19 protein-coding genes are annotated in these 19,228 nt (G+C 33.8%); 1 reads left to right on the forward strand and 18 read right to left on the reverse strand.

The window, feature by feature from the left end; all coding sequences use genetic code 11:
* Positions 1-275 precede the first annotated feature (275 nt).
* Positions 276-722, forward strand: coding sequence for a hypothetical protein (locus tag CLOCL_RS15375; RefSeq protein ID WP_014256207.1), 447 nt, complete (start codon positions 276-278; stop codon positions 720-722).
* Here CLOCL_RS15375 and CLOCL_RS15380 read toward each other — a convergent pair whose 3' ends face one another.
* From CLOCL_RS15380 to CLOCL_RS15460, 18 genes are all read right to left on the reverse strand, one after another.
* Positions 723-1,559, reverse strand: a complete 837-nt coding sequence (locus CLOCL_RS15380; protein WP_014256208.1) for a tetratricopeptide repeat protein — start codon at positions 1,557-1,559, stop codon at positions 723-725.
* A gap of 147 nt (positions 1,560-1,706) precedes the next feature.
* Complete coding sequence (locus CLOCL_RS15385; protein ID WP_014256209.1) at positions 1,707-2,552, reverse strand: tetratricopeptide repeat protein; 846 nt, start codon at positions 2,550-2,552, stop codon at positions 1,707-1,709.
* Complete coding sequence (locus tag CLOCL_RS15390; protein ID WP_014256210.1) at positions 2,549-3,832, reverse strand: AAA family ATPase; 1,284 nt, start codon at positions 3,830-3,832, stop codon at positions 2,549-2,551. Before CLOCL_RS15390 ends, CLOCL_RS15385 begins: the two co-directional genes overlap by 4 nt.
* Positions 3,833-3,877: 45 nt before the next feature.
* The gene (locus CLOCL_RS15395; protein ID WP_014256211.1) at positions 3,878-4,222 is read right to left on the reverse strand and encodes a hypothetical protein; all 345 of its coding nucleotides are present in this window, start codon (positions 4,220-4,222) and stop codon (positions 3,878-3,880) included.
* 238 nt (positions 4,223-4,460) lie between these two features.
* The gene (locus tag CLOCL_RS21225; RefSeq protein WP_014256212.1) at positions 4,461-4,916 is read right to left on the reverse strand and encodes an SUKH-3 domain-containing protein; all 456 of its coding nucleotides are present in this window, start codon (positions 4,914-4,916) and stop codon (positions 4,461-4,463) included.
* 78 nt (positions 4,917-4,994) lie between these two features.
* The gene (locus tag CLOCL_RS22240) at positions 4,995-5,258 is read right to left on the reverse strand and encodes a hypothetical protein (protein WP_051411199.1); all 264 of its coding nucleotides are present in this window, start codon (positions 5,256-5,258) and stop codon (positions 4,995-4,997) included.
* Between the two features lie 425 nt (positions 5,259-5,683).
* Positions 5,684-6,295 (reverse strand): pentapeptide repeat-containing protein, encoded by a 612-nt coding sequence (locus tag CLOCL_RS15410; protein ID WP_014256213.1) that lies wholly within the window; start codon positions 6,293-6,295, stop codon positions 5,684-5,686.
* A 526-nt stretch (positions 6,296-6,821) separates the two neighbouring features.
* Positions 6,822-7,253, reverse strand: a complete 432-nt coding sequence (locus CLOCL_RS15415) for an immunity 70 family protein (RefSeq protein ID WP_014256214.1) — start codon at positions 7,251-7,253, stop codon at positions 6,822-6,824.
* 739 nt (positions 7,254-7,992) lie between these two features.
* A complete protein-coding gene (locus CLOCL_RS15420) occupies positions 7,993-8,190 on the reverse strand; it encodes a transposase (protein ID WP_041715212.1) in 198 nt (65 codons plus the stop codon).
* Positions 8,191-8,355: 165 nt separating this feature from the next.
* Positions 8,356-9,180 carry a dockerin type I repeat-containing protein gene (locus CLOCL_RS22880; protein WP_014256215.1) on the reverse strand — a complete coding sequence of 275 codons (825 nt, stop codon included), beginning with the start codon at positions 9,178-9,180 and terminating at the stop codon, positions 8,356-8,358.
* Between the two features lie 313 nt (positions 9,181-9,493).
* Positions 9,494-10,468: a hypothetical protein gene (locus CLOCL_RS15430; protein WP_014256216.1), complete on the reverse strand. Its 975-nt coding sequence runs from the start codon at positions 10,466-10,468 to the stop codon at positions 9,494-9,496.
* Positions 10,452-11,516: a GNAT family N-acetyltransferase gene (locus CLOCL_RS15435; protein ID WP_014256217.1), complete on the reverse strand. Its 1,065-nt coding sequence runs from the start codon at positions 11,514-11,516 to the stop codon at positions 10,452-10,454. Before CLOCL_RS15435 ends, CLOCL_RS15430 begins: the two co-directional genes overlap by 17 nt.
* A 12-nt stretch (positions 11,517-11,528) precedes the next feature.
* Entirely contained in the window at positions 11,529-12,839 is a 1,311-nt protein-coding gene (locus CLOCL_RS15440) for a B12-binding domain-containing radical SAM protein (protein ID WP_014256218.1), read from the reverse strand.
* Between the two features lie 83 nt (positions 12,840-12,922).
* Entirely contained in the window at positions 12,923-14,203 is a 1,281-nt protein-coding gene (locus CLOCL_RS15445; RefSeq protein WP_014256219.1) for a B12-binding domain-containing radical SAM protein, read from the reverse strand.
* 100 nt (positions 14,204-14,303) lie between these two features.
* Complete coding sequence (locus CLOCL_RS15450) at positions 14,304-15,530, reverse strand: reverse transcriptase domain-containing protein (protein WP_014256220.1); 1,227 nt, start codon at positions 15,528-15,530, stop codon at positions 14,304-14,306.
* A gap of 292 nt (positions 15,531-15,822) precedes the next feature.
* Positions 15,823-17,181 carry a B12-binding domain-containing radical SAM protein gene (locus CLOCL_RS15455; protein ID WP_014256221.1) on the reverse strand — a complete coding sequence of 453 codons (1,359 nt, stop codon included), beginning with the start codon at positions 17,179-17,181 and terminating at the stop codon, positions 15,823-15,825.
* Between the two features lie 110 nt (positions 17,182-17,291).
* Positions 17,292-17,420, reverse strand: coding sequence for a hypothetical protein (locus CLOCL_RS23560; protein WP_257195213.1), 129 nt, complete (start codon positions 17,418-17,420; stop codon positions 17,292-17,294).
* 71 nt (positions 17,421-17,491) lie between these two features.
* Positions 17,492-18,820, reverse strand: a complete 1,329-nt coding sequence (locus tag CLOCL_RS15460; RefSeq protein ID WP_014256222.1) for a B12-binding domain-containing radical SAM protein — start codon at positions 18,818-18,820, stop codon at positions 17,492-17,494.
* Positions 18,821-19,228 lie beyond the last annotated feature (408 nt).

A 19,228-nucleotide genomic window follows, 5' to 3' on the forward strand; every position in this document is an offset into this window, starting at 1 on the left:
TTGCTCCAACTAAAACAACTGAAAATTATAATACTATAAATTATTTCATTCTACTATTCAAATCAATAAATTGCCACTATACAGTTAGTATTCTCCAACATTCCATTGTTATCCTTCAAGTCATCAGTCTTAATAGTGAATCGTTCAATAAATGGCATTTTAGGCAAAAGAAATGAATAATTTCTTAATAAAATATAATATTTACTGTAATCCTATTCCAACTATTTGCCGATAAAGATATCGGCTTACATAAATTTGTCATCGGGAGGAATTGTATGCAAATCTCAAAAGTTCACACCGGTATTTTTTTAATACTATGTGTTATGACACTTTTAGGTACAGTTTTCTCGGGTAAAGTGCAGAGTAACACCCTCGGCTATAACTATTCAGAGGATTTGAACACCACGAATTTTTATGCTGTGTTTTCACTGAACAATGGCGACAAATTGGCTATCGGAAATGCACCTTATGATGCAAATATGGTTTCCGTCAGGTTTGACAGTAAAGGAAATGTTTTGTGGAAAAGATACTTTGGAGTCTATGAAAGTAACAGTGTTTTAACCAATGCCAAAGTTACAGAAAATATCGACGAAAGCATTACTATAATGGGCTTTTTCAGTAATAATCCCGCAGACATTGATAATACCGTCTGCGTTGAACTCACCCTCAGTTCTGACGGAAAACTTCTGCGTACAGATATAATAAGCGATAATTCGCCATAACTAAAATAATGTTCTCTTCTTTTTTATGTATACTATAACAAACGTCAAATACGCTAAAACAGGAATAATAGAAAAATATTTCAGTATTCTTCCATCACTAAACCTCAAATATAGCGAAACAGCAAGTAAAAGTACAAATCCTCCCATTTTTACAATAGCCTTCTCTACCTCCAGCATAGTAAAAAAAAGTTTGGCTTCTTCATTCATTGGATCAATCCCCAAAACTTTTCTATAATTTTCCTTTGCTTCACGCCAATTTCCCATATAAGCCTCAGCTCTTCCGGCAAACTGAAGCTTGCTTCTTTCAGAAGCTCCGGTATTCATATATATTCGAATTAATTCTTTCAATTGATTTTTGTCTTTTTTTCTTTTTGCAGTGATCAGTAAATATTTAAGTATTATAGGATCAGTACTGTCTTCGCTGAAGGCTTCTTCTACCATCTTTATGCCCTCTTCTTTTCTTCCTCTTTTCCATAGAGAATATCCATACAAAGCCTTTACATCTGCTTCACTTGTACTTATTTTGCTTATGTTGTCGTAATACAGATCCACACTATCATAATCGCCTTTTTCATTGTGATAAAGCATCATCAGTATGTATACCGCTAACGGCCTCATACCATGTTCCAGTGACTTTTGACACAACTCAATGGCATTGTCAATTCTACCAAAATAATATTCACATACAGACATATCATAATAAGCATAGGGATAATCAGGATATTCTGTTATCAAATTCGAGGCAATTGCCTTAGCCTTTTCATAACGCCCAAGTCTGATAAAATGTTGCACTTGCTTCCTGATTTTATAGGCTTCTGTGTTTATTCCATATCCCATTATCGTCACCTATCAAAATATTACTTGTATTTTTAAGACCTCTTAAATGTCTTAAATATTTCAAAGGTTAAAAAGGTTTATAATTTTTCTTATGTTTTCCCTAATTTCACTTAGTCCGACAATATCGACGAGTACTTTATTGTTAATCTAAAACATATCCCTTCTGTATTTGCATATTATTATAACAATCATAAAATACAGAAATATTAAAAAAACGGATAAAAACTTGAATATTTTTTCCTCATAGCCAAAAAATGCTATAGCAGCAGCTAGAAACATATATACGCCAAACTTTACCAGATGTTTATTCATATCTGTCCAAGCTAAAAAAGCATCAGCTTTCAAGTCCGCTGGATCAATACTCAAAACTTTTTCAAAATTTTTCTTTGCTTCACGCCAATTTCCCAGATGCGCCTCAACTCTGCCGGCAAACATCAATATATCTTTTTCGGAAGCACCTGTATTCATATATATATTTATTAATTCTCTCAATCGTTTTTTATCTTTACCGCCTCTTTTAGCAGTGCACAATATATAATAAAGTATGGCAGGATTTGTACTGTCTTCACTAAAGGCCTCTTCTATCATATTTCTGCCTTCTTTTTTCCTTCCTCTTTTCCACAATGAATATCCATACATAGCCCGTACATCTGCTTTGATTGCACCCATTTTATTTATATTGTTGTAATAAAACTCAACACTTTTATAATCACCTTTATGATTGTGATAAAGCATCATCGCCGTATATACCGTTAATGGCGCCATACCAAGTTCCAGGGATTTTTGGCACAATTCAATTGCATTGTCAATTCTGCCCAAGTAATATTCACATAATGCCATATCATAATAAGCAAAAGCAAAATCAGGATATTTTGATATTAAATCCGATGCTATTGCCTTAGCCTTTTCATAACGCCTAAGGTCAATAAAATGCTGTACCTGCTTCCTGATTTCATAGGCTTCCAAGTTTATTCCATTCCCCAATGTTATCACCTGTCAAGATATGCTCTGTATTTTTTAAGAAACATTTCCACATCTCTAAACATACCGCTGTTACTTCCATACTTTATATATGTTTCCATTGTTCTCAACCAATCGAGGGTTGAAGGTTTTGTCTTTTCGATGGCAAAAATCAAATCATCCATGTTTATTTTTCTTTCAATCCCCGTCTTCATAATTGAGCCAATTACATTTTCAACTGCATGCTCAACTACATTTTCAATATCCGCACCGGAATATAATTCTGTTCTCTTTGCAAGAGTCATATAATCTATGTCTTCAATGGGTCTTCCCTTAAGTTTTAAAGCAAATATCTCTTTTCTGGCATACACATCGGGCGGCATGACAAAAATAAGCTTGTCAAAACGTCCCGGCCTTCTCAAAGCAGGATCAACGTCCCAGGGCATATTTGTGGCACCAATAATAAGTATTTTTTCGTTACTGCTATCTATGCCTTCCAGTTCTACAAGAAATTGATCAATAATAGGCCTCATATTCTCACTAGACAGTTTAGCACGGTTAAAACCTATTGTATCTATCTCGTCAAAAAACAGCACACAGGGCTTCTTTGCCCTTGCCTTGATAAATATGTCTCTAATATTTTGAGAACTTACTCCAAAATACGGGTCAAGTATATCTGTTATATGTACAGGAATAAAATTTGCCTTGCACTCACCGGCAGTTGCCTTTGCAATAAAGGTTTTGCCACACCCGGGAGGTCCATAGAGAAGAATTCCCCCTCCGGATTTCTTCTTGAATTTTTCAAACAGTCCGGGAGAAGAAAAAGGCTTTATAATTTTCATTCTTATAGTTTCCTTAAGCTCATCCAGTCCTCCGACATCGGAAAAAGTGACACTTTTATCCGTGTCTTCATCCAACGGAACATTTCCTCTCCGCTTTCCCTCTATAACTCTAAGGGGAATAAGCTTACTTTCATCTTCATTCTCTTCAAAATCCAACTCTCCTGAAGTTTGATTATCTTTATTGTTTTCTCCGTTTTCTATACTGTCAAAATTATTTAAATATATTGAATTTTCGCCGTCATCCACAGGCATTGAATCTTTATTAAGGCAAGACGACTCTGATAAACTGCTGAGAGCTGTAATTATCTCGTTCTTAATGCTGTCATCACAATATTTTAATGCTTCCGAAAAGGCTTTCAATGCTTCACTGATATTGTTGTTCTGGGAATGTTCGAGACCAAGCAAATACCATGCATTAGCGTCCTTTGGATTTGCTTTTATCATTTTATTTATCAGTTCAATCTTATCCATTTTTATCCTCCCGAAAAAATGCTTGAATTTATTATATCATAAGGTCTATTTTATTAAAAACAAGGCCAGAGAGAATAATCCCAGAATTCCGATTATTATCAATGAAACAGAATCTTTATACAATGGATTTTCACCAACTTCTATAAAAGTGGGATTTCTTTTATGATATTTTATCTGTATCTTATCTCCTATTTGACTGTCAGGAATTTGTTTTCTCGAACTAACTTTGTACTCCTTTTCACCAACAGTATATGATAGTATGGCAATTCCATATTCAGTATAACCTGTTATTACTGCCTGTGTGTCCACTGCATTGTTTTTAAAGTCAATTTCAGTATATTTAAAAAAAATGCCCGACAGTATAATAAAGATAAATGTTGCAAAAGCCATCGGAACAAATAAATTTGAAATCTTTTTAATGTTCTAATTTTATCACAAAATATATTTGAAAGAACTTCAAATCTGCCAATTCATTTATCTTCATATATTTCAGCATTTTTAGTTGCAGAAAATCAATTAAATCTACTAAGTAAAAAACTAGTAGTAAGTATAAATATACAAACTACTAGTTTTGAGCACTAATACAACTTATCGTATTTGTTATAATCTTCTAATTACAGTAGTATATTTAATCATTAAGTTTTACCATTTCCGGCTTAATTTCTGTTCCGGAAAGCAAATTATACAATGCTTCGAAAAAGTCATCTCCCAGCTTCAACAACCAATCATCATATCCACCATAAAAGTGACCATCTTCGGTTATGCAAATAGTCATACAATGCTTTGGAAGATCTGCAACAGGTACCATTGTAGTATTACAGTGTCTGCCATACGCATCTATAACAGATTTAAAAACACCTGTTTTTCTAGGATCTACATATATTGTATTTATAAATTTATTATTTTTTGGATTATTAAAGCTAATTTTCAGCAATCCAAACTCTTCCAAAAAATCTCTTACAGTATTTGAAACCACATATCCATCTTCAGTCAATGATTTTTCCAGATCAGAAATATCAATTTTTCTTCCTTCATACCAACCTGAATCAATTAATTTTTTCTTAGCAACTTCATATTTGTCCACAATTATCACTCCTCATATAACACAAATGCTTCAAGGCTGCAATTGCCATTGTCTAAGCCTAATCTCCAAAAAAGATTTTTAACCATTCATTGCTTTAAACAACTCTTTATCTAAAGAATAAAATCGATATAAAAATGATGACAAGGAATCTGCTATCTTAACAAAGTTAGTTAATCTTTTCCCTTCGCAATAGTAGTAAACTGGTGGTTCATCACCTTCATCCAACTTAAACAAACAAAACATATATCCCTGACTTATCCAGAAAACAAAGTCCTTTTCAGACAATTTACCAGGGAAATTATTCTCTTCTAAAAGTTCTTCTGCCCATTCTTTTAAATACATAATTTCATCTTTAAAGCAAGAGCGTCCTCTAAAAAAAAAGATACTCCATTTCCCATATGCTTATAAAACTCTATATATGCACTCGGAAGCTGCTTACCATTAGTTATTTTTTATGTTCGTCGATATCCTTCGGAGTTGTAGGATTCATTTCAACCCTTTTCATCTTTAATAATTCAATGAAATCAACAAAATATGTAAAGTCAACCTCTTCTGTTGGTACTCCCCAGCAATACCTACACTTTAATGTATGATATCAAGTCAATTTCAGGCAAGCTTACTAAAGGAAAATAATTTTAGTTTATAAATGTAAATGAAAACTCCAAACTCAAGAAAAAAAGCTTAAGTGTTTTATTCCTTCAGCCTTATATTATCAATTTGACTATTAATATTATAATAAAAAAAGTATACATTCTACCATATTAATACTATTTTGACGCCTGTTCCCTTAACCATTTTTTCATTTCTTCACCTTTAAGTAAAATTTTTGTTCCTTCAGGACCAATATCTATAGTTTGGTTATCATAAATTTCCTCCAAGCCAGTTGCTCCCTTAAAGCAAGTATTATATAACCTTGCTCCGTTAAAAACCGTTGCTTTTAAGTTTGCATTACAAAAGCTACACCCTTCTAAATTTGCTTTACTAAAACTAGCTCCCAATAACTCAGCATTTGTAAAATCAGAACCTTTCAAATTTGCTTCATAGAACGTAGCTCTTATAGCTTTGCAATTAGTAAAAATTCCATTCAGGCATAATGTTTTATTCATATTTGCTTTGCTTAACTTAACGCCAGTTAAATCAGCATTATTAAATATTGACAAAACTAAATGTGCATCATTTAGCATGGTATTAACAAATTTGGAATTTGCAAAATTTACTTCTTCCATTACTGCTCCATCTAAATCCAATCCTGAAAAATCTAAATCAGATAAATCTCTGTTACATAAATATAACCTCATTCCATCTTTGCCAGATGTATTTGACCAAACCATATGATAATCAATCATTTTTTTCAGTTCTGTATCATCTATTCTTTCCAAATTTTATAGCACCTCATTTCAATTACTTCACATAAACTTTAATTTATTTGCTTTTCAGATAAACCGACTTTTTACAAAAATAATTTTAAAGCTCTTGTATATTCAAAATTCGTTGTTTTCTCACCATATCTTGAACCAACAGGAAATGACTTAGTAGCAGGATTAAATTGATCCTAAAACAATTCCATTGTCTTGTGCGCTCTAAGACAACAGGGTAATTTACTATATTTCCTTACAATACAATTGAAACACTTTCATATTTTGGAATTACTCTACTATAAGCTACAACTTGATTCAAATGATACTTCAGGATCCCAGATCCATCGTTGTTCCATTCACTATATTTCTTTTTTGTTATAGAATTACCGCCACTGACTTTCATATTTTATAGTTCTATCTCCACTAGCTTCATTGATTAATCAATGATTAAAACATGAACTTCTTATTTTTTTCCTTACTACAGAATTCAGGTGTTACAGTTCTCCAATTTAAACCAGTTAGCATACTTTTTAAAATCTCCAGTAATTCATTTTACTAAATCTCGGCTGCTTTGTATTTTTACACTTAAGCCTTTTTTGCTACAAAACTCAAAAACTTCAGTTAGTATATCAAAGATATTCTTCCCATTTAATGCAACAAAACACTCTGAAAGATTTGATGGTTGTAATTGATCAAAAAAACTGTTTGGTGGCTTTTTGGTTAAGTCTTCTGCATCCCATATAATATCCTCAGGTTTCAATTTAGCAAATTTTTCTCGAATATCTTTTAATTCATCTAAAGCTTTTATCGTTTCGTCTGAATTAAGTCCGTCATTATAAAAATTTTTTTGCAGATAAGGATAAATACTCCCCCAATTATTTGACTCTAAACGATAACTTATTGTCGAGAAGAAAGCATGTAACAAATCTGCATCACCAAATTCTCTCCAAATAGCACTATATCTGAATCCTACACTCATAATATGCTCTCCTTTATCTCAATTATTTTGAATTTAATTTTTATGACTAATTATTTTTTAAATATCATTTCAATCAATTCTTCAGTTTTTTCTTTGATTTTCTCTTCCCTGATAATTTTTCATTTTTCTTTAAATATCTCACTCATTTATAGATTTCACCATCTTCAAAATAAGCCATTTAGACAGATTATGTATTGCTGCACAATTATGGATTATATTGTGTATGCCACCGAAACTGCGTCTTCTTCCTTTATTGCGGCCATTGGTATCCACATAATCTCAGGCAGCAAACTTCCCAAGTCTAGCGGGATCATTGCCCTCAATTCCTTCGTCCTGCTTGTCTATGAGATGGATGTCACTCAAGCTCCTACACAGGGTCTTTTGCCCTTATGGTGATTACTCACCCAGACTATCCGGCTCGTTTTGTCAATATTCAATCTACAATCAAAATTGAAAACTTTAGTTTTATTCTTTCTGCTTGCACCGCCTGATTACCTGTCTCATTGCTTGAGTAAGACTGCCAAAAGTCGCTAAAGCCGAACATAGTCTTGCTCTTGACTGGATTACGAAAGCAATGTATCATCCCGTATGCGGTGCAGGCTATGCTGCTTTTACCTCAGGTCTTCTTATATTACCCATCATCACTCCTCATTCTTCGATAACAATGGCATCATCCCGAAGGTCAGATTGTACCATAAACGTTTCCTCCCTCGCTTACGTAATGCTTCCCGGAACTGTTCTACTTCAGGCTTAATCCTGCCAACTTTTGAATCTGTCTCGGATGCGAGAATTGGCTCATGTCACCTATTTTAGCTTCGAATCCTGCCGCTGTAACCAGTCCTACGCCTTTATTCCCTAGTATCTTCTTGAACCTTGGTATCTCCTTTGCCAGACTTCCTATCATATCTTCTGTCGTAATTTCATCTTCAGGGCACACTTTAATGCTTATTATAATAGTGTTCTTATTATTCTAACTCATGAAATCCCGTCTTTTTGCTATAAAAAAGCCTTCTATGATTTTATATTCTATCATAGAAAGCTTATTTTACAGAGTTTTTTCACAGTCTCGTTTTTCTGATTTTCTATTTATTTTATATCACATTTATTCTATGCTTTTAACAAAATGTATAATGGCTGCCGGTTCTGAAGAGAAGTCAAAATATATTTCTAAATCTTTTGTTTCATCGGTTCCTGTATCAATAGGAATTATACTAAATTCCTCTTTTGGATTATCATCTCCTAAATTCATATTAAATGCGTAACCCAGCGGTCTCCAAAAGTAATCGAAATCAATTTTTTCATAATCTACACCGTTTACTGCATTTCCCCCTAATCTAAAGTAGGTTTTCAGCCATCCATCAGCATACAGCGGCCCCGTACAAAAAGTAGCAGCTGAAACTTTAATTGGAGTCTTCGACGATTTCTCTACAAAAATTTCAATTCCAGGTTTAACTCTTACATTTATGTCATTAACATAATAATATGTAATAAAGCCGGTAAGCGGTTCAGGCGTTGGTTTATTAATATCAGTTGGTGTCGGTGTTGGTGTTGGCGTTATTAAATCCGTACTGTCAGCACTTTTCGGAAAATCTTTTATCATTCCCAGCAAATATTTTTTCATATAGGCCAAATCAATAGCATCGATTTGGTTATTTCCATCTACATCCGCACAATAAAATCCTGTTTCAACAGGAAACGTGTCAACCATACCCAATATATATTTTTTCATGTACAGTAAGTCAATAGAATTAACGTCATTATCCCCATTAACGTCACCAATTAAAACATTATTGTGTTCTGTTTCAGCTAAAATACTTTTGTTTCCTGAAATACTTGCATTTCCCTCACTACCGTTTTCCGCAGCAAAAGTGTTAAACCTTAGAAGCAGCAAAATAAAGACTGCTGACAATAGCAAAACTTTTTTCATAAATACCCCTCCCCTATTTGTCTTTTCATTATAATAATCTCACAATAAAAAACTTTAGTCTATCTATTTTTACAACCAGTCATATCCTATGTTAATAATTATATTATAATTTTTTTATTATGTATACTTTAACATATTCCATATCTTTTGCTGATATATTTTGATATTAACGCTACGATATTCATCCCCTACTTATAAGTTAAATATTTTCCTATATTACGTCTTATTATAAAGGTACATTGCTATATTGGAATGAACAGGCGGTTTTATAAGAATGTAATAAAAAAAATACTTTTCATGGGCTTTATCGAATTTATTTAAAAACGTTATATCGGATTGTTTCCTGGTTATATTCCAAAAGAGGGGCGAAGAGACATAAAATTTTCGTTATAAATTTATTTCCGCTAAAAGCAACCATATACCTTTCTTCAAGTTCGCAGCCCAATCTGCATTTTGTACTTTCGGCCGTCTGCCCGAAATCGATTATATTAACTTTGTTTTCCATTCCCATCTTTAACATATGCAAAAGCATATTGTAATAAAGGTCAAAATCATCTCTTACACTATAATCCATTCCGCCAAAGACAAAGCTCATAAAGCCGTTATTTGTATAATACATTACAAAAGCAACCGGTTTGTTTTCATTATAAAAAACATCAATATTGCAATTGGACAATTGAAAAAAAGTTATAGGTAATGTTTCAAGGGGAAACCGGCTTTTCTTTAAGACTTGAAGATATAAATTATAAATCTCATAATCAAATTCCCTGTTATTAATTCTTATAACTTTTATATTTCGTCCTTTTTCCAGAGCTTTTCTGACTCTTCTTCTATAAGGACTGCGAAGGTTTTGCAAATAATCTTCAAAATTTTTAAAGCAGTTTAAAAAAACACAGCTAGATAAAGTCTTTCCGACAGCTGCACAGTTTCCAGAAATCCCTAAAGTGTCCTCCTTCTTAAGATTAAGCATCAAAAACAAACCTTTTTTCTTTTTATAATCTTCAATCAAAGCTTGCACATCACCCACATATCCTTTGCAGTCCACCGAAGCCGGTGGAGCAATAACCGTAAAGGGAAGCTGCAATTTTATCTTTCCAAAGGTAAACAGATTTAATTTCATCCGATATTCACAGGCACAGTAAGATGGATGGATTACAGCCTTAACTTTGCGTTCATCTGTAATGGCAGACAGTATAACATCGCTTGAAAGCCAACCGTTGGCTGATACTTTTTCATCCCATTCCCTGTTAGGCAGAGAAACTTCCTTTCCTTCAAATCTCTTTTTCATAAGTGAAAAACTCCTTATAGGGCTGCTTAGCATACCGATATGTTATTGCTTTTGATTTTGTATTTTCATCTAATATCCAGCTGCTTAAAATCCTTTTTGTATTTTTCGGTGCTGCCTTTATTGCTGCGTCAAAGAGAGACAAAATCACACCAAACTGTCGGTATTTGGGTAAAACGGCTATTTCCATTACCTTTGCCGTTTGAGGTCTTTTCCCAAGCAGCTTATATTTAATAAAAGTTATAATAGAGGCACCTTTTCCCACAGGCACCAGTTCATTATAGTCAGGGTACCAAAGAATAAAGCCTACATCTTCTCCCTTTATCTTTGCAAATATAAGATTGCGATTTTCCAATAAAGGACGCAAGTCCTTGAACAAATCGGTATCTTCCTCATAATCCCTGAAACAATAATATTTATGTCCATCAAAAGTTTTGTTATTAAGGTCAGTGTATCTTTGCATTGTTTTATTAAAGCCAGCACCAAAATCGGCATATTCGATGGATACCTTTTCAATTTGGTTTTTAAACTTATTTATATCTTCATTAATTCTCTCTCTTACTAAGCTAACATCCTCAAAAAAGCTTACGAATTTAACTTTTGAAAAGTTTTCAAAATATTCGTGATAATAAAGAGGCGAATAACTTTCCCCAAAGGATGGAACCCCTGTATCGCTGCCCAACCCAACACTGTAGTTTACATGCCCGTCAAGGGCCACCACAAGTCTTTTACAAGAATTCTTCCTGCCAAAATCCTCGGCATAACCGATTAACATAGAGACAGCTTCGCGACATTCCGGAAGAGCTTCAAAAAAGGATACGCAAAGTTCGTTGGGTAACTTATTGTTTATTATTAATACACAGGCACAAAGAATTTTATCCTTTTCTTTAACTGCAACCATCTCCTGCAGCGAAGATTTATAAAACGGTCTGTGCTTTTCACAAACGATTTTAACAACACTGCTCTTATTATCCTTAAAATTCTTGTCATCTTTATAAACTTTTTTTATAAAAGCAAGATATTCTCTTAATTCAATCTTTGAAATCTGCAATCTGTACCACCCTTAAATTATATTTGGTGTAATTCCCTTTGAAATCTGATATTTGTAATATAAGTTAACATAAAAGTAAAATAGATTTTTTAGGGGATGATTAAGAAAATCTTTTCTTAAGATTGTTCGTTTGATGATACTTTTAAGAGAAAAAACCCTTTTGTATAATCTCCAATATTCCTCCGTCAATGCTTCCGCCGACATATTCTTTGGCTTGTGCACAGCAAAAGCCCCGTTAAACTGATATATATCCTCCGTTATAATCCTTCCTGCCTTTTTCATTTCATCATAAAAAACCGTTCCGGGAATTGGTGTGAGAATATAAAAACGGGGAACAGTTATTTTGTTTTCGGTTATAAAATCTGCAGTATTTCGGATGCTTTCAACGGTATCGCCGTCGGCTCCAACCACCATCTCTGTTGAAACATCTATACCTGCAGCCTGGACTTTTCTTATCTGTTCTTTGTATTTCGATACTTTAGCCCAAGACTTATGCATAGTATTAAGGCTTTCCTGGGATATGCTTTCAATACCGAAAGACAAGGTAATACACCCACTTTTTGCAACAGCCCTTAATACTTCCTCATCATCGGCAATGGAAATTTCACATTGGGAAAGCCATGTCATATTGAGTTTCTCAATCTCTGCACAAAGTTCTAAAATATACTCTCTGTCGGCAAGTATATTGTCATCTAAAAGAAGAAACTTCTTATATCCCAATTCTTTAATATATTTTATATCCCTAATGACTTCAGATATTTCACGGCGGAGGTAGCGATTTCTATACAGGCAGTAAACCGAGCAAAAGGAACAGGAATTAGGACAGCCTCTTCCTGCTTGGACGGGCAAAAAATCACCAATTCTTTTACCTTTAAAAATTTCATATTTCGGAAGAGGATAACTTAACTTCGCAAGGGGAATATTGTAAAACTCCTGCAAGCTTCCCTTTTCAAAATCGGAAATGAGTTTGGGAAACGCTAATTCTCCATCTCCAATAATAACACTGTCACAATACTTTTTTGCTTCCTCCGGCATAAGACTTGCCATGTATCCGCCCATTACAACCGTCTTCCCACGCTTTTTAAACTCTTTTGCAATGTCAATGCTTCGGATAATAGCATGGCCCATGCCGGATATGGCAATTATATCCGCATCGGTGTCAAAATTGACATCTTCAATTGTTTCAAGACAGCATTCAAATTCCCAATGGGGAACTAAGGAGGCCAGTATTGCAGGAGCTAGCCCTACAAAATACAAACGCGATTTTTTAATCAGTTTTTTACCCTCAAAATAAGGCGTTGATTGAATAAAATATATCTTCACCAATATCCCCCATTTTTTCTTTTCAAATAAGTTAACATATTTACAACTCGGTACAAAATGACCTTATCTTTATACCTTAATGTCTACTTTCCTCTAATTACCTTCTTTATATACTGCCAAGTGATTTGAGCAGCACCAAGCGACAGTTTCAAAGTTGTTATTATTCCATAACGTCTAAACATATAAATTACATTTTTCGGTCTTATGGTTATCTTATAATAAAGCTTTATAATTTCAAAATAATACCTTCTTGCACTTATTTTTTCAGGCTTTATTACAAGATGCGCCATATCCCACTTTTCATGCTGATCATAGGGAATAATCAATTGATCTTTGTACTTCTCAAAATAGGGTGTTCCCGGCATTGGAGTAAACGGCTGGAGATTAACAAAGACAAGTTCCAAATGCTTTATGTATTTATAAAGATTCTTAAAATCCTTTTTGTCCCAGTCTACACCTAAAATAATAGTTGCATAACACTCTATTCCATACTTTTTCAATATTTTTACTGCTTTCTCATTGTCTTTAATTTTAGTTTTTTTGTTAAATCCGTCAAGCTCCTTCTGAGTAGCAGCCTCTATTCCTACAATTACTGAATTTAATCCCACCTTCGATAAAGCTTCTATAATATCTTCATTTGCTGCTATAAAATCTGCTCTTCCATATACCAAAAAGTTCTTTTCAATCTTATTTTCTTTGACTTTATTGTAAAACTCCAAAAGTCTTTCACGATTAAATAGAAAATCATCATCCACAATATAAACTTCTTTTTGAGGAATTTGTAAAAGTTCCTCTATTACATCGTCGATTTCTCTAGCTTTATAGGGTGAAATTTGCCTGCAAAAACAGAAGTTGCAGTTATAAGGACATCCGAAAGATGTTTTAATAAGAGCACATTTATTGGCAAACAGATAATAATATTTATCGGTATACCTTTTCGGCAGACTCCTATCGGCAAGGCGCACCTTTATGTCTTCACAATTGGCAGCTTTATAAAAATCTTCAGCACTCCTTGCTATATAATCTATGTATTCGCATTTAAAGTCCTCGGGACAAACAGTGGCATGAACACCTCCGACAGCCACTTTTATATTCTTATCTATCTTTTTTATTGTTTCTGCATATTGCTTCATGATACCGACGTGACTTATATAACCGGTTATACCGACAAGTTCCGGCGAAAATTTGCGGATAAAATACTCTATAGGCTTTTTTTCCAATATCATATCCACAATTTCAACTTCATGGTTATTGGCCTTCAATACAGCCGAAAGCTGCATAAGCTCAAGCGGTTCACATATCATTACACTTTGGAGCCCTATAGTTTCTTTATGGGGTCGGGGACGTATTAATAATATCTTCATAATTTTTCCCTCAAGGCAAAGCCATAAATCAATGATATAAAACTTTTTTCCAAAATCAAAAAAATCTCCTCCACAACTAATTCATAATACAACTAATTCTTCAAAGCATTTCATCTTCCTGTTGCTTACTTTTCTTTTTCTTATAGTATTCATTTACCAAGCTTCTATATCCATATTCCTTTATCGTCCGGTATCTAAGATTGTAATTTGCTTTTGTATGCTTTCCTGTAGCTATGTAACGAATGCATTCAAGAAAATATCTATCTAACTTATGAAGGCTATCCGATGTATTGATTAACGGAAAGAACCACCTTGTCCATGTCAGCTCGTGATTATTGGGATTATTGTATAACTTATTATTTATTACTCTTATATAGGCTCTTATTGCTCTCTCATCGGAAGCATTATTCTTTATCTTCCACCGGTAAAGCGCTCTTGCCTTTCTTCTCATCTTGCCCTTCATCTTCTTGAGTGAAACATCGGAAACATCTACCACACCATTTATATATTTTATTCCGAGAAAATTCCATTCTCCGTAGGGCTCTGAGTAATAAATCTTTTTAGGGTTGATTGTCAGTCCTTCCCTAAATAGGTAGCTTTCAATATATTCCCGATGTCCTTCCAATTCCGCCCTGGATTTTGCAAAAACAATTATGTCATCGGAATATCTGGCATAGGAAATTCTTTTATTTTGAAAATACCAATCCATATCCATTAAATACAAATTTGCCAAAAACGATGATATGGGAACGCCTGCCATGATTCCTTTGCGTTCTTCTACTATTTCCCCTTCTTCATCAATCACAAAGGGATTTAGTAATATCTCTTTGATCAAATTATATGTAGCCTCTTCCTTTATCAATACCTTTTGTAATCGAGGCAGTATCCTTTCAACGTTTACTGAATTGAAATAGTCATGAATGTCCAGCTTATACGAGTAATACTCACTGATATCCGGTTTATTCACAAGGGATGCAATTGCTTTTCTGACTCCTTGGTCATGCCTGAATGAGAAGAGATTGTCGGCAAAAATCTTATCCTTTTCATGCAATAAAAAAGCAATAATCTTTAAAACATATTTCTCGGCCTCATCATAGGTATACACTATTCTCTTTTTGTCTACACCTATCTTATTCAAAATATATTTCTTAGGATATGGAAACGGAACGGCATTTTTAATATTATCCAAAACAATACTATACTTTCGCCTATCTATGTATTCTCGAAGCATACGTAAATCTCTTTTTCCAATATGTCCGCTGCTTTCGCAATAGGTATAGTATTTTTCCCATTCTATTGGGTCTTCTATCCTCTCAAGGTAGTCCATTCTATCCCCCAAAAACCGATAAAATATTTTAATCCGTCTATTGTCTATATTGCATAAAAAAATAGAGAAGAAAACTTTAAAACGAATTATAATTCGTTTACGAGACGATACAGAAATCAACTACCTGCACAGTTATCAAACGATTTCTGCTGCGCCCCTTGCAGGTGCGAATACGCATTCTTCTCTACAATTAGGATTATACATAATACCAACCTTTCAATCAAGCTTAAATTAAAATCAAGTTATTCATTGTTCTCCATGTTGGAGGAGTAAAAACTTTAAATAGCCTTACTTATATAACAAAAATTCTTCTTAATTTTATTAAAAGAACTTTCAATATAAAAATTACTGAACCAAAATTTATACAAGCATAAAGCGGTGCTTTCCTCCTTGCCCAGGCCAGCTTTATAGACAATTTATAATATTCATAGGTAAACCTCATAACACTCATATGCTTTGGCTTTAAAATACAATGGAATAGATCCTGTTTCCTTGGGTCAAGGGTTAAGAGCCTGTTCTTGTATTTAGGATAAGCTGCCGCCCCCTGCATTGGAGTAAAAACCGATATGGTCGGAATGATGTTTCTTGCCTTTATCCACTTGTATAAAGCTTTAAATTCATCTTTGGACATATCCTGATGAACTATAAACAGCCCGGCACAGATAATATCAAGCTTGTTTAGTATCCTTACACATTCTTCGTTTTGCCTTGCCGACACCTCTTTATTATAGCCTTCAAGCTCTTTGTCGGTCGTTGCTTCTAAGCCCACCATCACAAGAGAAAGTCCTATATCTTTAAGTTCAGCCATAAGTTCTTCGTTTTCTGCAATAAAATCCGCTCTCCCATATACCAGATATTTTTTATCAATTTTCTTCTCGCGTATTAACCTAACAAATTGCTGAAGATACTCTTTATCAGTCAAAAAATTATCATCAGTAATGTGGATGTTTGGAGCATCGGTAGTCATAATTTCATTTACCAGTTTTTCAACCTTTTTGCAGGCATACTTACCTAAGTTCCGATTGGTGCAATAGCAGAAAGTACATGAGTTTTTGCAACTATAGGAGTTTTTTATCAGTGCAAGGGGATGGAAAGTCAAATACCGATACCGGTCCCTGTTTCTATAGAAATAAGTCCTATCCACCTCCGGTAAATCGTTTGGGTCCTCAACCACCTTCTTGTTTACCTTCCATTTTCCTTCTTCCCGATAACAAATTCCACAAATTTGCTCTAATTCGACAGCTGAACTTTTATGCCCAATAAAATCTATAAGCTTTATGAAGTATTCCATACCACTTAAAAGGTATATATAATCGGTCTGGGAATCAAAAAAATTCGAGTAATTTATCTCAGCATGACTTCCCCCTATTATCACGGTAATATTAGAGTCAAACCTCTTTATTAAGCGTGTCAATTTTTTCATCAGCTTCTCCTGCGTGATGTATCCCGTTATACACACTACCTCAGGCGAAAATTGCTTAAGCCTTTTTTTAAGGGGAGTCAGGTCATGCCTTCTATCGTAAATAAATGCTTCATGACCATGATTTTTCAGCGCCGTATAAAGATATTCCAATTCCAAAGGCTCATGGTCAACAAGATTTGTATAGCTAAAGATTCCTATTGTTTCAGGCTTAATAAGAAGTATCTTCATTGCTTCAGACCTCTGTTGGCATATTTTCTATCAAAGGTTTTCAACAATCCATCCAAGAATATCCTCGGATAATTAAACTAGTACAGTAAATCAAACTGAATCTGAAATTATTATACAGCATTTTTGCGTTCTTCATAAAACAAGCTTCTGTCGGGCTTGAAATTATAATCGATAATAGGTTCCCCACAGGGATTTTGAATACTTGCCACCCTCTTATCGTAATGCGGTCTTATCAACAAATATTTCTGCCTGCCTATAAGATTTCCACCTTTCTATAACATACCGGCAAACTTCTTCTGAAATATTTCTTTTAAAACCATCCTGTCCTTTTGGTATCATAAGCAGTTTTAAATATAGTCCTAAACCAAATTTTGGGATAAGTATACACATACAGCATATAAACCCTTAGCATAAACATGAATGAAGACATTTTTTCAGGTTTTATTGTGATATGTAAACCATCAAGCCGTTTTGACTTGAACTTTATCAAACGGTCCTTATATTCTTCATAGGCATCGGTACCTTTATAGGGAGTAAATATTCCAAAAACCACCCACAACAGATTATTTTCTTTTATGAACTTACGCAGTGTTTTAAAATCCTGCTTTGATGACTTATGACTTACAACAAACAATCCGTTACATACAATGTTATTATTTCTTAAATTTTTGATGGCCTTAACATTTATTTCTCTTGAAGTTTGCTTATTATAATCTTCGAGAAACTCATCATTTATTGCTTCAAGACCAACTAAAATATCTCTAAAGCCTGCCTTATACATAAGTGGCAGTATATCAGGATTTTCCGCTAAAAAGTCAGCCCTTGAATATGCCATAAAATGCTTGTTAATCTTTCTTCTTATAATTTCATTACAAAAGATTTCAACCCGTTCCTTATTAATCAAAAACGTGTCGTCCACAAACCATATTCTGGGATGGTCAATTTCTTCAATTTCATTGATGACATCGAAAATGTCCCTCTCGGTATAAACCCCGCTATTCATTTTTGCACAATAGCAAAAGGTACAAGAAAAGGGACAACTGAAAGAAGCCTTAACAAGTGCAAAGCTGCCTTTAAGGAAAATAAAATTTTTCTTTAATCCTTCACGAAAAGCAGTCCTGTCCGGACGGGTTATAAAGCAGTCAACAGGCTTTCCTTTCTCCTTAATAATCCACTTATTATTTACCTTAAAACAAATTCCTGTCTGTTTTTCAAGAACTTCAGGTGCGAATCCACCTAAAAGAGCATTTTTCATGGAATTTAAACCGTTATCATGGTATACAAAATCTATACTGTCGGTAAAAAAATCTTTATAGTTCAACTCTGCCTCAGGACCTCCCACCGTGATGTAAAGGTGGGGAAATTTTTTCTTCAATCTATTAGCTGTACGTATTATATAATCAGTGGTATTAGCATTAGAAGTAAATCCCACAAAATTAAAACCACCCTTTTTAATTTTCCGAACCAATCTGTTAAACCGGAAATATCGTGAATACTGAAATTCATCGAAGATTTCACATTCGATATTTAGATCTCTGCAAAGGCCGGCAACATACTCAAGGCCTAAAGGCTCTAAATTGGCAATAATAGATGAAAATTTCGGTCTTACAAGCAAAAATTTTATTGTTTTTGACCCCATTATTATTTACCTCGTATTAATTTTTAAGAATTGATACTTTACTAAACACTCCAAAATTTATGACTTGATAAATATAGCTTCGATTTGCCTTTTCTACAAGCCTGCTCCACATAGCAACCTGTAAAAAGCGAGAATAACTTCATTTATTTCTATTCAAAACCTTTAATAATAATAATAATAATATTATTTTAACTTTATAATATTTTAACTTTCGATAAACATAAAAGCAATATTATGATTTTTTATTATTAGTAAAAAACTATTTCAAAACTTATCCGAAATATGTTTACATATTATAAATATATTTTTCACATCCTACGTGTAAACATGCTAATCCTGCTGCCCCTCATTATTTCAGCTTGTTCAATCCTAAAGAGCAGCAGATGAATGGCAACCGGATACTTCATT

The organism is Acetivibrio clariflavus DSM 19732, assembly GCF_000237085.1.
GTDB lineage: Bacteria > Bacillota > Clostridia > Acetivibrionales > Acetivibrionaceae > Acetivibrio > Acetivibrio clariflavus.